The 12,556-nt window shown below is 73.7% G+C and carries 13 protein-coding genes; 8 read left to right on the top strand and 5 right to left on the bottom strand.

The annotated features are described in order from the left end of the window. Positions 1-11 precede the first annotated feature (11 nt). Positions 12-443, bottom strand: coding sequence for an SMI1/KNR4 family protein (locus tag amrb99_RS30410; RefSeq protein ID WP_190862519.1), 432 nt, complete (start codon positions 441-443; stop codon positions 12-14). 117 nt (positions 444-560) lie between these two features. Here amrb99_RS30410 and amrb99_RS30405 point away from each other — a divergent pair, with 117 nt between their 5' ends. Genes amrb99_RS30405 through amrb99_RS51545 form a run of 3 tightly spaced genes read left to right on the top strand, consistent with a single transcriptional unit; the run spans position 561 to position 3,848 of the window. Then, the gene (locus tag amrb99_RS30405) at positions 561-2,078 is read left to right on the top strand and encodes an FAD-dependent monooxygenase (protein WP_190862517.1); all 1,518 of its coding nucleotides are present in this window, start codon (positions 561-563) and stop codon (positions 2,076-2,078) included. Between the two features lie 14 nt (positions 2,079-2,092). After that, positions 2,093-3,223, top strand: coding sequence for a hypothetical protein (locus amrb99_RS30400; RefSeq protein ID WP_190862515.1), 1,131 nt, complete (start codon positions 2,093-2,095; stop codon positions 3,221-3,223). A 4-nt stretch (positions 3,224-3,227) separates the two neighbouring features. Further along, on the top strand, positions 3,228-3,848 hold the full coding sequence (locus tag amrb99_RS51545; protein ID WP_190862513.1) for a TetR family transcriptional regulator: 621 nt from the start codon (positions 3,228-3,230) through the stop codon (positions 3,846-3,848). 193 nt (positions 3,849-4,041) lie between these two features. Here the strand turns inward: amrb99_RS51545 and amrb99_RS30385 are convergent, their stop codons facing one another. After that, the gene (locus amrb99_RS30385) at positions 4,042-4,812 is read right to left on the bottom strand and encodes an IclR family transcriptional regulator C-terminal domain-containing protein (RefSeq protein WP_190862511.1); all 771 of its coding nucleotides are present in this window, start codon (positions 4,810-4,812) and stop codon (positions 4,042-4,044) included. A 66-nt stretch (positions 4,813-4,878) separates the two neighbouring features. Between amrb99_RS30385 and amrb99_RS30380 the strand changes: the two genes are divergently transcribed. Genes amrb99_RS30380 through amrb99_RS30365 form a run of 4 tightly spaced genes read left to right on the top strand, consistent with a single transcriptional unit; the run spans position 4,879 to position 8,816 of the window. Beyond that, positions 4,879-6,057, top strand: a complete 1,179-nt coding sequence (locus amrb99_RS30380; protein ID WP_190862509.1) for a cupin domain-containing protein — start codon at positions 4,879-4,881, stop codon at positions 6,055-6,057. Then, positions 6,057-6,887, top strand: coding sequence for a fumarylacetoacetate hydrolase family protein (locus amrb99_RS30375; RefSeq protein WP_190862507.1), 831 nt, complete (start codon positions 6,057-6,059; stop codon positions 6,885-6,887). The genes amrb99_RS30380 and amrb99_RS30375 overlap by 1 nt, the downstream gene beginning before the upstream one ends. Further along, entirely contained in the window at positions 6,887-7,531 is a 645-nt protein-coding gene (locus amrb99_RS30370; RefSeq protein ID WP_190862505.1) for a maleylpyruvate isomerase family mycothiol-dependent enzyme, read from the top strand. Before amrb99_RS30375 ends, amrb99_RS30370 begins: the two co-directional genes overlap by 1 nt. 22 nt (positions 7,532-7,553) lie before the next feature. Further along, positions 7,554-8,816 (top strand): FAD-dependent oxidoreductase, encoded by a 1,263-nt coding sequence (locus amrb99_RS30365; RefSeq protein ID WP_190862503.1) that lies wholly within the window; start codon positions 7,554-7,556, stop codon positions 8,814-8,816. A 111-nt stretch (positions 8,817-8,927) separates the two neighbouring features. Here amrb99_RS30365 and amrb99_RS30360 read toward each other — a convergent pair whose 3' ends face one another. The 3 genes from amrb99_RS30360 to amrb99_RS30350 are packed head-to-tail and all read right to left on the bottom strand — an operon-like array spanning position 8,928 to position 11,502. Next, on the bottom strand, positions 8,928-9,620 hold the full coding sequence (locus tag amrb99_RS30360; RefSeq protein WP_190862501.1) for a 3-oxoacid CoA-transferase subunit B: 693 nt from the start codon (positions 9,618-9,620) through the stop codon (positions 8,928-8,930). Positions 9,621-9,622: 2 nt separating this feature from the next. After that, entirely contained in the window at positions 9,623-10,318 is a 696-nt protein-coding gene (locus amrb99_RS30355) for a 3-oxoacid CoA-transferase subunit A (RefSeq protein WP_190862499.1), read from the bottom strand. Then, a complete protein-coding gene (locus amrb99_RS30350; RefSeq protein ID WP_190862497.1) occupies positions 10,315-11,502 on the bottom strand; it encodes a thiolase family protein in 1,188 nt (395 codons plus the stop codon). The genes amrb99_RS30355 and amrb99_RS30350 overlap by 4 nt, the downstream gene beginning before the upstream one ends. Before the next feature lie 72 nt (positions 11,503-11,574). Here amrb99_RS30350 and amrb99_RS30345 point away from each other — a divergent pair, with 72 nt between their 5' ends. Further along, complete coding sequence (locus amrb99_RS30345; RefSeq protein ID WP_190862494.1) at positions 11,575-12,495, top strand: LysR substrate-binding domain-containing protein; 921 nt, start codon at positions 11,575-11,577, stop codon at positions 12,493-12,495. Positions 12,496-12,556: the final 61 nt, after the last annotated feature.

The raw sequence follows: 12,556 nt of genomic DNA, 5'->3' as shown, positions 1-12,556 counted from the left end.
CTGGGGGCGGTTCAGAGCCGGATGCGGCCGCTGAGCCAGTCCGCGATGAAGTGCTCCAGGGACGGCGCGATGCAGCGCCGGTTGTCGGTCCGGTGGTCCCAGACGAAGATGTCGGGCCGCCCCTCGGGGACGAGGACGTAGCCGAACAGGTTGCCGTCGCCGGGGGCGTCGGAGAAGAACAGCAGCTGGTCGAACGCCATGTAGAGCCGCTTCAGGGCGGGGTAGGTGCGCATCTCCAGGTTGCCCTGGAGCAGCTGTTCGGCGGAGAAGACCAGGTTGTAGCCGTTGGCGTCGACGACGCCGTCGGTCTCGCCGAGCAGCTTGGCCAGGTCGTCGGGGAGCAGGTGCCCGAGGCTCTCCTCGACCCGCTGGAGCTCCTGCTCGGTGGCCGGCGGGGCGAAGCGGGCCTGGCGGGTGTGTTCGTCGATCAGCTCACGCCACATTCGCGAATCATGACGAAAGCGAACCCGCGCCGTCCAGCCGACGGGCCCGGGGCCCTTGACGCGCCCTCCCCTCAATCATACATTCACTCATAATCTGTATGAATGGAGGGCGGCGGGATGGGACGCAGGACGGCCGTGGTGCTCGGCGGGAGCGTGGCGGGGCTGTGCGCCGCGGGGGTGCTCGCCCGCCGCTTCGACGAGGTGATCGTCCTGGAGCGGGACCTGCTCCCGCCGGACGCGGAGCACCGGCGGGGCGTGCCGCAGAGCAAGCACCCGCACTTCCTGCTCAACTCCGGCCGCCGCGCGATCGGCGCGATCTTCCCCGGGTTCGAGGAGGCGCTGATCGCCGCGGGCGGGATGCACCTGATGCCGTCCATGGACGCGGCGTACTGCGAGAACGACGGCTGGGCGCCGCGCAAGTCCGGGTCGATGACGATGGTCTACAGCTCGCGCGTGCTCATCGAGCGGGTGCTGCGCGACAAGGTCCGCGAGCTGCCCGCCATCGAGATCCGCGAGGGCGCGACCGTCACCGGGCTCCGCTCCACCGGGGGCGGCACGGCGCGCGGGCGCGTCGAGGGCGTCGAGTACCGCACCGCCGACGGCGGCGACGCGCACCTCGCCGCCGACCTGGTCGTGGACGCGCTCGGCCGCGGCTCCTCGGTCACCGACTGGCTGAGCGCGGCCGGCTGGACCGCGCCGCCCGAGAAGACCCTCGACGCCAAGGTCACCTACACCTCGCGGTGGTACGACCTGCCGCCCGCCGACCGGCGCCCCGAGACGTGGTGGTGGAAGCACCTGGTCGTCACCCCGACGCAGGACACCGGCGACCACCCCGCCGAACACGAGTTCCTCAGCAACTTCTTCCCGATCGAGGGCGACCGCGCCATCGTGTGCATGGGGTCGTGGGGCATCGAGATGCCCCGCAGGCCCGAGGCGTTCGAGGCCGCGGTGGACCGGGTGCGGGCCACGCTGTTCGGCCGGGCGACCCACGCCTGCACCCCGACCTCGGAGGTGCACCTGACCCGCTCCACCGGCAACAAGTGGCGGCGCTTCGACCTGCTGGACGTGCCGCCGGCCGGGCTGGTGTGCGTCGGCGACTCGATCTGCGCCTTCAACCCGTTCTACGCGCAGGGGATGAGCTCGGCGGCCCGGTCCGCGCTCATCCTCGGCGAGATGCTGGGCGCCCGCGACGACCTGGGCCTCGCGTTCGTCCGGGAGTTCCTCGCCCGGCAGAAGAAGTCCCTCGACGTGCCGTGGATGCTCGCGATGGCCCGCGACCAGGCGTACGACTTCGCGACCGGGACGGAGGTCGCCCCGCGCTGGCGGCGCCGGCTCGCCGCGCGCTTCAGCTGGCCGGTCTTCAACGCGATCAACGCCGCGAGCCGCGAGGACGCCTACGTCGAGCGGACGTTCGCCGAGGTGTTCAACCTCGACCGGTCGCTGAAGGAGATGGCGCGGGACCCGCGGTTCTGGTTCGGCATCGCGCGGTACAAGGTGCGGCAGCGGCTCGGCCGGACGGTCGTGCCCGGCGGCTTCGACGCCCGGCAGGACCCGCCCGGCACCGACTTCACCGGCTACACCGGGACCGCGTCGCCCGGGGCCGCGCGGCGCGGCGACGACCTCGTCGGCGCCTGACGGGCGGAGGAGACATGGGGTACACCTGCGATCCGGTCGCCGAGCGCGTCGCCGAGAAGCTCGGCTTCTCCTGCCACCACGCCCGTCCCTTCGTGACGTTCCGCGACCCGTTCGACCTCGCGAACGGCACCATGCCCGTCCTGGAACTGCTGATCGTCGGCGGGGCGGTGTTCGCCCTCGTCCACGCCTGGCGGCGGTGGCGGCGCGACGGCGACCCGGTCAACATCTCGCTGTGGTTCGCCTCGGTCGTCTACCTGGCGGTGATCGAGCCGCCGCTGTACTTCCCCGGCTGGTTCGGCCTGGAGAAGCAGGTCGGGTTCATCTTCTCGCACAACGTGTTCACCGTGCAGTTCATGTACGACCGGCTGCCGCTCTACATCGTGGCGTTCTATCCCGCGATCTCGCAGCTCGCCTACGAGCTGGTCAGGGCGCTGGGCGTGTTCGCCCGGCGCGGGCCGCTGGCCGGCGCGGTCGCGGTCGCGTTCGCCTGCCAGGTCTTCTACGAGATCTTCGACCAGCTCGGCCCGCAGCTGAAGTGGTGGGCGTGGAACCCCGGCAACACGATGATCAACCGGCCGGCGCTCGCCTCGGTGCCGATGAACAGCATGCTGCTGTTCGCCTCGGTCTCGTTCGGCGCGATGGCGTACCTCGTCGTCCGGCTGGTCGGGGCTCGGCCGGGCCGGGGCGCGCTGCCGGGCTGGAGCGTCTCCTGGCGCACCGTCGTCGCGGGCGCCGTGACACCGCTCGCGATGATCGTCGTGAGCGCGCCGAGCGGCGCGTTCCGCGGCGACGACCGGATCGGGATCCAGCGGGGCATCCTCTCCGCCGAGCTGGCCGCCGTCTGGATCGCCGGGCTCTACCTGCTCGTGGACGCCTACCGCGCGGCGCGGGCGGGCGACACGGCGCCGGTGCCGTCGCCGGTGTTCGCGCGGGTCTACCCGGCGGTGTACCTCGCCGTCCTCGTCGTCCTGTGGCTGGTCGCGCTGCCCGCGTACTTCGCCGCGACCGGCGGCGTTACCGAGCAGGGCACCCCGGTCGGCAGCCTCTGGTACTCCGCGCTGTGCGCCGTCGCCGCGGCGGGCCTCATCCTGGCCGTACCGCGCGTGAAGGCGTCCCGGCCGGCCGCGGAGGCTGTGCGATCCTAGGGCCATGGCGCACCACGGCTGGGGAGGCCGGCCCCCCGCATCGGATGCCGAGGCGCGGCAGCGCATCGTCGACGCGACCGCGCGCTGCATCGACCGGCACGGCGTCGCGAAGACGACCCTCTCCGACGTCGCGAGCGAGCTCGGCGTCACGCGCCAGACCGTCTACCGCCACTTCGCCCGGATCAGCGACATCGTCGGCGAGGTGGCGGCGCAGGGCGCCGAGTCGTTCGTGGACCGGCTCGTCGCCCACCTCCAGGGCGTCGGCGATCCCGCCGAGGCCGTGGTCGAGGGCATGATGTTCTGCGTCCGGACCATCCCGACCGAGCCGCGCCTGAGCCTGCTGCTCCAGCTCAAGGACTCCAGCGCCTTCGGCCGCGGGGCCACCACCGCGGACGCCATCGGCTACGGCGCCCGCATGCTGCGGCGCTTCCCCGTCGACTGGGCCGCCGCCGGGGTCGGCGAGGACGACCTGACCGGCCTCGCCGAGATCATCATGCGGCTGCTGACGTCGCTGCTGCAGAACCCCAGCGAGCCGCCGCACGACGACGCCCGGCTCCGCGCCATGCTCGACCGCTGGCTCGCGCCCGCGCTGCGGCGGCCGGCGCCCCTGCACCGCGTCCACTGAGCCCGGCTACTCGTCCACGTGGGCGCGGCGTCGAGCGCAGCAGCGGCGCGTCGGCCTCGTGGATCAAGACCTGCGCGCGCCTGCCGGTGAGCTCCCACAAGGCGTGCGCCCCGCCGACGTGGTCGATGTGGCCGTGGGTGAGAAGGATCCAGCGGAGATTCTCGAGGAGCTCACCGGCCCGCGCTGGACGGGGTCATTCCCGTAGGTCGCGCTCCAGTGCGTCGGCCACGGTGCGCAGCGTGCCGGCGAGCGCGGGCAGCCGCTCCTTCTCGTACCGCGCGCTCGGCATCGACACCGAGAGCCCGGCCACGACCTCGCCCTGCGGGTCGTGCACGGGGACGCCGACCGCGACGACGCCCCGCTCGGAGCGACCCTGGTTGAGCGCGAACCCGTTGCGGCGCACCCGTGCCAGGTCGGCGCGCAGGGCGTCCAGGTCCGGACGGTCGCCGGGGCGCTCGGTGTAGCGGTCGGCCGCGTACAGCGCCTCCAGCCGGTCGGGCGGCAGCTCGGCGAGCAGCAGCAGGCCCGCGGTGGTGCGGTGGGCGGGGAAGACCATGCCCTCGCGCGAGCCGACCCGCAGCGCCTGCCGCGACTCGACGCTGGCGATGAAGCGCACCGTGTCGCCGGTGCGGACGGTGAGGTTGGCGGACTCGTCGAGCAGCTCGACCAGCCGGTGCAGGTGCGGCAGCGCGGCGGCGCGCAGCCGGGCCGCCGCCGACTGCGAGTGCGCGGCGAGCTCCAGGACGGGCCCGACGCGGTAGGTGCGGTCGGAGTCGCGGACCGCGAAGTCTCGGTAGACGAGCATGGCGAGCAGCCGGTGCGCGGTCGAGTTCGCGACGCCGATCCGCCGCGCGACCTCGGTGACCGTGAGCGGGCCCTCCAGCTGCAGCATCGTCGCGATGCGCAGCGCGTTGTCGACGCTCGCGACGGCGTACGGCGGCGGTGCTTTGAACGGCTGGTCCACCCGGGCTCGATTCTGTAGAACAGAATTTCCTATTCTTCACAGCGTACAGGCCTCACGATGGCGGTCATGACCAGCACTCCTGCCGCGGCCTCGCCGGTGCGGCTGCGGGCCGTCGACGCGCCCGGCCAGCCGGAGGTCACCCCCGAGCTCGAGGACCTCTACCGCGGCTTCGAGGCCGAACTCCTCGTCCCGCTGTGGACCGAGATCGGCGGCCTCATGCCGCCCCATCCGCGCTCCAGCGCCGTCCCGCACGTGTGGAAGTGGGACCGCCTGGTCCGCCTCGCCGACCGGGCGGGGCGGATCGTCCCGGTCGGCCGCGGCGGCGAGCGCCGCGCGATCGCCCTCGCCAACCCGGGGCTGGGCGGCCGCCCGTTCGCCTCCCCGACCCTGTGGGCGGCGATCCAGTACCTGATGCCCGGCGAGGACGCGCCCGAGCACCGCCACACCCAGCACGCCTTCCGCTTCGTCGTCGAGGGCTCCGGGGTGTGGACGGTCGTCGGCGGCGACCCCGTGCCGATGAACCGCGGCGACTTCCTGCCGCAGGCCGGCTGGAACTGGCACGCCCACCACAACGCCACCGACCGGCCGATGGCCTGGATCGACGGCCTCGACATCCCGTTCCAGTACCTGACCGAGGCGCAGTTCTTCGAGTTCGGGCGCGACGAGATCTCCGACGCCGAGCGCATCACGCCCGAGCGGTCCCGCTCCGAGCGGCTCTGGGGCCACCCCGGGCTGCGCCCCGTCGGCGTCGGCCACGCCGCGCCCGGGTCGCCGCTGCTCTCCTACAAGTGGGAGCACACCGACCGCGCGCTCGCCGACCAGCTCGCGCTGGAGAAGGAGGGCCACGCCGCCACGGTGGAGCCCGGCCACGCCGCCGTCCGCTACACCAACCCCGCCGACGGCACCGACGTGCTCCCCACCCTGCGCGCCGAGTTCCACCGGGTGGCCCGGGGCGCCGAGACGGCCCTGGTCCGCGAGACCGGCTCCAGCGTCTACCAGGTCTTCGACGGCTCCGGCACGGTCTCCGTCGGCGACCGGACCTGGTCGGTGACGCGCGGGGACCTTTTCGTGGTCCCCTCGTGGGAACCGTTCTCGGTGCGGTCCGAGGCCGGGCCGTCCGACTCCGACTCCGGGGCCCTGGACCTGTTCCGCTTCGGCGACGCGCCCGTCTTCGAGGCCCTCAAGCTCCACCGCACCGCCACCGACCGCACCGCCACCCACCGAACCGCCGAGGACGACGCCTGATGAAGCTCTCCACCATCCGCACCGCCGCCGGGACCCGCGCCGTCCGCCTCGACGGCGGCGGGCTCGTCGACCTCGGGTACCCCGACCTGGGCGCCCTCCTCGCCGAGCCGGACTGGCGGGCGAAGGCGGCGGGCGCCTCCGGCCCGGTGCACGACGTCGAGGGCGCCGACTTCGCGCCCGTCGTGCCGAGCCCGTCGAAGGTGATCTGCGTCGGCCACAACTACTCCAATCACATCAAGGAGATGGGGCGGGAGCTCCCGGCGTACCCGACGCTGTTCCCCAAGTTCGCCGACAGCCTGATCGGCGCCCGCGACGACATCGTCAAGCCCGCCGAGACCGACGCCCTGGACTGGGAGGTGGAGCTCGCCGTCGTCATCGGCGCGGAGGTCCGCCGCGCCGACGACGCCCAGGCGGAGGCCGCGATCGCCGGGTTCACTGTCATGAACGACGTGTCCGTGCGCGACTGGCAGTTCCGCACCATCGAGTGGACGCAGGGCAAGATCTGGGACTCCTCCACCCCCGTCGGCCCGTACCTGGTGACCCCCGACGAGGTCGGCGGCGTCCGCCCCGCGCTGCGGGTGCGGACGCTGGTCGACGGCGCGGAGATGCAGTCCGACGACACCGGGACGCTGCTGTTCGACCCGGTCTTCCTGGTCAAGTACGTCTCCACGATCGTGCGGCTGCGGCCCGGCGACCTGATCGCCACCGGCACCCCCGCGGGCGTGGGCCACGCCCGCGACCCGAAGGTCTACCTGACCGGCGGCGAGACGGTCGTGACCGAGATCGACGGCCTCGGCGCCTGCGTCAACCGCGTCGTCAAGGACGCCTGATGGCCCGCACGTTCGCCGACGCCGTCCGCTGGGCGCGGGAGGGCACGGACCTGTTCCTCGACGCCGCCGGCGGCCTGACCGAGGCGGAGTACGACGCCCCGTGCCTGCTGCCCGGCTGGTCCCGCCGGCACCTCGTCGCGCACGTCGCGGCGAACGCCGACGCGCTCGGCAACCTGGTGCGCTGGGCCGCCACCGGCGAGGAGACCCCCATGTACGCCTCGCCGGAAGAGCGCGCGGCCGGGATCGAGCGCGGCGCCCGGATGACCGGTCCCGAGCTGGCCGGATGGCTGGCCCGCTCCAGCGCGGAGCTGCGGACGGCGATGGACGCGCTCACCGAGCGCCAGTGGCGGGCCGAGGTCGTCACGGCGCAGGGCCGCACCGTCCCCGCGACCGAGGTGCCCTGGATGCGGTCGCGGGAGACGTTCGTCCACGCCGTCGACCTGGACCGGGGAGCGTCCTTCGCGGACCTGCCGGGCGACTTCCTGGACGCCCTCGTCACCGACATCGCCGCCAAGCGGGGCCTGGACGCCGCGTCCCCGGCCGAGCGGGCGCTCCCGGACGGGCCGCTGCCCGAGGTCGCCGCCTGGCTGGCCGGCCGGCCGCACGCCCTCGCCGTCGCCCCGCCCCTCGGCCCCTGGCTCTGAGGCGCTCGAGAAGGAAGAGACCATGACCGACCCTGATGTGATCGTCGTCGGCGGCGGGATCGGCGGGCTGGGCGCCGCCTACGCGCTGAGCCGCCGCGGCCTCGCGGTCCGCGTGCTCGAACGGGCCGCCGCGTTCGGCGAGGTCGGCGCGGGCATCCAGCTCGCCCCGAACTGCACGCGCATCCTCGACGACTACGGCCTGCTGGACGAGGCCAAGAGCCTCGGCGTCCTGCCCGAAGCGATGATCATGCGCGACGCCGTCGACGGCACCGAGCTGACCCGCCTGGACCTGCGCGACCTGGAGCGCCGCTACGGCTTCCCGTACCTGGTCATCCACCGCAGCGACCTGCACGCCATGCTGCTGCGCGCGTGCGAGCGCGCCGGCGTCGACCTGCGCACGTCGCAGCAGGTGACCGCCTGCGCGAACACCGCCGGCGGCGCGAGCGTGACGCTCGCCGACGGCCGCGTGGAGGAGGCGCGGGTCGTCATCGTGGCCGACGGGCTGCACTCGGTGGCGCGGAAGCTGATCGTGGACGACGAGCCGGTGTCGTCGGCGTACGTCGCCTACCGGGGCACCACCCCGACGGCGAGCGGCCGTGCCGCGGAGGTCGACCTCTCCGAGGTCGTCGTCTACGTCGGCCCGCGCTGCCACTTCGTCCACTACGGCCTGCGCGGCGGCGAGTTGCTCAACCAGGTCGCCGTCTTCGAGTCGCCCAAGGCCCGCGCCGGCGAGGAGGACTGGGGGACGCCCGACGAGCTGGACGCGGCGTTCGCGGGGACCTGCGACTTCGTCCGCGGCGGGCTGCCCGACATGTGGCGCGACCGGTGGTGGCGGATGTACGACCGCGACCCGGTCATGACGTGGGTGGACGGGAGCATCGCGCTGCTCGGCGACGCCGCGCACCCGCCGCTGCAGTACATCGCGCAGGGCGCGATCATGGCGATCGAGGACGGGTGGGTGCTCGGCGAGCAGGTCGCCCGGCACCTCGCGGGCGACGGGTCGGTGGACTGGCCGGCCGTCCTCGCCGCCTACCAGGCCGTCCGGCCCGAGCACTGCCGCCGCGTCGTGAGCACGTCGCGCGCCTGGGGCGAGCTGTGGCATCTCGACGGGCTCGCGCGGCGGCAGCGGAACGTCCTGCTGCGGGAGCGCGACACCTACGACTACGCGTTCGTGGACTGGCTCTACGGGCCGACCGCGCTGGACCCGTCCGAGGAGCCGCCGATGTTCACGCCGATCCCGCTGTCGTCCGCGCGGCCGGACGCGCTCACCGGGACCGGCGGCTGAGCCCGGTGCCGGGCCGGCGGGCGAGCCGCCCCGGCACCGCACCACCTGGAGAACGGGACGGCCCGGCGGCCGCGGTCCGCGATGGACCGCGGCCGCCGGGCCGCTCCGGTGTCAGGCGGCCTTGAGGGGCACCGGCACCCGCTCGCGGAGCTCGTCGAGCGTGATGCCGAAGGTCTCGCGGACCGACGCGCCGTCCGGGCCGACGTCGATGACGGCGACGTCGGTGTAGACGCGGCTGACGCAGCCGACGCCGGTCAGCGGGTAGGTGCACGCGGGCACCAGCTTCGACCGGCCCTGCTTGTCGAACAGCGTCATCATCACGAACACCTGCTTGGCGCCGATGGCCAGGTCCATCGCGCCGCCGACGGCCGGGATCGCGCCGGGGGCGCCGGTGCTCCAGTTCGCGAGGTCCCCGGTGGCCGAGACCTGGAACGCGCCCAGCACGCACACGTCGAGGTGGCCGCCGCGCATCATCGCGAACGAGTCCGCGTGGTGGAAGTACGACGCGCCGGGAAGCTCCGTCACCGGGACCTTCCCGGCGTTGGTGAGGTCCGGGTCGATCTCGTCGCCCGTCGCGGCGGGCCCCATGTTGAGCATGCCGTTCTCGGTGTGCAGCACGACGCCCGAGCCGTCCGGGAGGTGGTCGGCGACCTTGGTGGGACGGCCGATGCCGAGGTTGACGTAGGAGCCCTCCGGGATGTCGCGGGCGACGACCGCCGCGAGCTCGTCCGGGGTGAGGGGCCCGGTGGCGGAGGACTCGGCGGCGCCGGCCTCCGTGGTGGAGGACTCGGTAGTGGGGGACATCGTCAGCGCGCTCCTTGGACGGTGTAGTGGCGTTCCTCGACCCGTACCACGCGGTCGACGTAGATGCCCGGCGTGACGACCGCCTCCGGGTCGAGGTCCCCGGCGGCGGCGACGCCGCCCACCTGCACGATCGTGGTGGCCGCGGCGGTCGCCATGACGGGGCCGAAGTTGCGGGCGGTCTTGCGGTAGACGAGGTTGCCCAGCGTGTCGGCGCGGTGGGCGCTGATCAGCGCCACGTCGCCCCGGATCGGGTACTCCAGGACGTGGACGCGGCCGTCGATCGTCCGGGTCTCCTTGCCCTCCGCCAGCGGGGTGCCGACGCCGGTCGGGCAGTAGAAGGCGCCGATGCCCGCGCCCGCCGCGCGCATCCGCTCCGCGAGGTTGCCCTGCGGCACGATCTCCAGCTCGATCCTCCCGTCCCGGTACAGCTCGTCGAAGACGTAGGAGTCGCTCTGCCGGGGGAAGGAGCAGATCACCTTGCGCACCCGCCCGGCCTTGAGCAGCGCGGCGAGCCCGACGTCCCCGTTGCCGGCGTTGTTGGACACGATGGTGAGGTCCTTCGCGCCCTGCCGGATCAGCCCGTCGACGAGGTCGAACGGCATGCCCGCGAAGCCGAAGCCGCCGACCAGGACGGTGCTGCCGTCCTCGATCCCGCGGACGGCCTCGTCGATGCTCTCCAGGATCTCCGTGCGGCTCACGCCCCGGCCTCCGTGTCGGTGTTCTCGAGGACGACGGCGAGGCCCTGCCCGACGCCGATGCAGATGGCCGCGACGCCCCAGCGCTCGCCGCGCTCGCGGAGCACCTTCGCGAGCGTGCCGAGGACGCGGGCGCCGCTGGCCCCGAGCGGGTGGCCGATCGCGATCGCGCCGCCCCGGGTGTTGACGATCGCCGGGTCGACGCCCCAGGCGTCGACGCAGACGAGCGACTGCACGGCGAACGCCTCGTTCAGCTCGACGGCGCCCACCCGGTCCCAGCCGATCCCGGCCCGCGCGAGGGCGCGGTTCGCCGCCTCGACCGGGGCGTACCCGAAGTCCTGCGGGTCGAGGGCGAACGCGCCCCGCCCGGCGATGCGCGCCAGCGGCTCCAGGCCGATCCGGCCTGCGGCCTCGGCGGAGCCGAGCAGCAGGGCGGACGCGCCGTCGCTCAGCGGCGAGGCGTTGCCGGCGGTGATGGTGCCGTCCGGGCGGAAGCTCGGCTTGAGGCCGGACAGCTTCTCCAGCGACGTGTCCGCGCGGATGCCCTCGTCGCGCTTCAGCCCCTCGACGGGGACCACCAGGTCGTCGTAGAAGCCCTCGTCCCAGGCGGCCGCGGCGAGCCGGTGCGAGCGCAGGGCGAACGCGTCCTGGCGCTCGCGGCCGACGCCGTACCTCTCCTGGAGCAGCTCGTTGGCCTCACCCAGGGAGACGGTCCACTCCTCCGGCATGCGCGGGTTGACCAGCCGCCAGCCGAGCGTGGTCGACACCGCGGTGACGTTCCCGGCGGGGAACCCCTTCGCCGGCTTCGGCAGCACCCACGGCGCCCGGGTCATCGACTCGACGCCGCCGGCCAGCACCACGTCGGCGTCGCCGGTCTCGATCGTCCGGGACCCGATCATCGCCGCGTCGAGGCTGGACCCGCACAGCCGGTTGACGGTCGTGCCGGGCACGCTCGTCGGCAGCCCGGCGAGCAGCGCGGCCATCCGGCCGACGTTGCGGTTCTCCTCGCCCGCGCCGTTCGCGTTCCCCCAGACGACCTCGCCTATCGCGGCGGCGTCCAGCCGGGGCGCCCGCTCCAGCAGCGCGGTGATCACGCCCGCCGCGAGGTCGTCGGGCCGCACGCCCGCCAGGGCGCCGTTGAACCGCCCGAACGGCGTCCGGACGGCCGAGTACAGGTAGGTGCTCATGCCACCGAGGCTAGGTGGCCTCCCTTGATACAGTGAAGTATCAATATTCGTACTGATTGATACTTGCTCCATATGGATCTCCGTCACCTGCGCTACTTCGTCGCCGTCGCCGAGGAACTCCACTTCGGCCGCGCCGCCGAACGGCTCAACATGGCCCAGCCGCCGCTGTCGCAGGCGATCCGCCGGCTGGAGACCGATCTCGGCGTCGAGCTCCTCCACCGCAGCACGCGCCGGGTCGACCTCACCGACGCGGGCCGCGGCTACCTCGCGCGGGCACGGAGGATCCTCGGCGAGGTGGACGAGGCGGCCCACGAGGCCCGCCGGATCGCGGCCGGCGCCGTCGGGCACCTCACGATCGGCTGCGTCGGCTCGGCCACCTACAGCCTCCTGCCCGCGCTCTCCCGGGGCCTCTCCCTCGAACTGTCCGGCGTCGACTTCTCCTTCCGCGGCGAGATGCTCGTGCCCGACCAGGCCGCCGCGCTGCGCACCGGCGAGATCGACCTCGCGCTGCTGCGCCCGCCGATCGCCGACCTGTCCCTCACCGTCCTGCCGCTGCGCCGGGACCGGCTCGTCGTCGCCGTCCCCGCCGACCACCCGCTCGCCGCCCAGCGGCGGGTGGAGGTCGCCGACCTGGCCGGCGCCGACCTCATCGTGCACTCCGCCGACCGCCGCTCCGTGATGTACGACGTGGTGCTCGGCCTCTTCCGCGACGCCGCCGTGGAGCCCCGGATCCGGCACGAGGTCGGCGAGACCTCGACCCTCGTCACCCTCGTCGCGGGCGGCCTCGGCGTAGCCGTCGTCCCCGAACCGGTGACGGCCCTGGCCCTCGACGGCGTCGTCTTCCGCCCCCTGGCCCGTCCCGCCGCCGGCGTCGACCTGGCCATCGCCCACCGGACCGACCGCACCGAACCCCACCTGGCGCGCGCCGTCTCCGTCGTCCGGCGGATCGTCCAGGAAACCGGCCGCGCGGGCGGTTCCTCACCGGTCGGATGATGACCACTGTTCGTGACTCACCGTGTCCACATGGTGATGCTTCGCACGTCAGGCGGATGGT

The sequence above is a fragment of the Actinomadura sp. RB99 genome, assembly GCF_014706005.1.
In the GTDB taxonomy this organism is placed as follows: Bacteria; Actinomycetota; Actinomycetes; order Streptosporangiales; family Streptosporangiaceae; genus Spirillospora.
Note: the sequence above shows the minus strand (reverse complement) of the source record. Positions and strands in the feature narration are given on the sequence as shown.

Excerpts from the sequence above, each read along its gene's own strand:
- amrb99_RS30410 (WP_190862519.1), bottom strand. The coding sequence starts at position 443 with ATGTGGCGTGAGCTGATCGACGAACACACCCGCCAGGCCCGCTTCGCC.
- amrb99_RS30405 (WP_190862517.1), top strand. The coding sequence starts at position 561 with ATGGGACGCAGGACGGCCGTGGTGCTCGGCGGGAGCGTGGCGGGGCTG.
- amrb99_RS30400 (WP_190862515.1), top strand. The coding sequence starts at position 2,093 with ATGGGGTACACCTGCGATCCGGTCGCCGAGCGCGTCGCCGAGAAGCTC.
- amrb99_RS51545 (WP_190862513.1), top strand. The coding sequence starts at position 3,228 with ATGGCGCACCACGGCTGGGGAGGCCGGCCCCCCGCATCGGATGCCGAG.
- amrb99_RS30380 (WP_190862509.1), top strand. The coding sequence starts at position 4,879 with ATGACCAGCACTCCTGCCGCGGCCTCGCCGGTGCGGCTGCGGGCCGTC.
- amrb99_RS30375 (WP_190862507.1), top strand. The coding sequence starts at position 6,057 with ATGAAGCTCTCCACCATCCGCACCGCCGCCGGGACCCGCGCCGTCCGC.
- amrb99_RS30370 (WP_190862505.1), top strand. The coding sequence starts at position 6,887 with ATGGCCCGCACGTTCGCCGACGCCGTCCGCTGGGCGCGGGAGGGCACG.
- amrb99_RS30365 (WP_190862503.1), top strand. The coding sequence starts at position 7,554 with ATGACCGACCCTGATGTGATCGTCGTCGGCGGCGGGATCGGCGGGCTG.
- amrb99_RS30360 (WP_190862501.1), bottom strand. The coding sequence starts at position 9,620 with ATGTCCCCCACTACCGAGTCCTCCACCACGGAGGCCGGCGCCGCCGAG.
- amrb99_RS30350 (WP_190862497.1), bottom strand. The coding sequence starts at position 11,502 with ATGAGCACCTACCTGTACTCGGCCGTCCGGACGCCGTTCGGGCGGTTC.
- amrb99_RS30345 (WP_190862494.1), top strand. The coding sequence starts at position 11,575 with ATGGATCTCCGTCACCTGCGCTACTTCGTCGCCGTCGCCGAGGAACTC.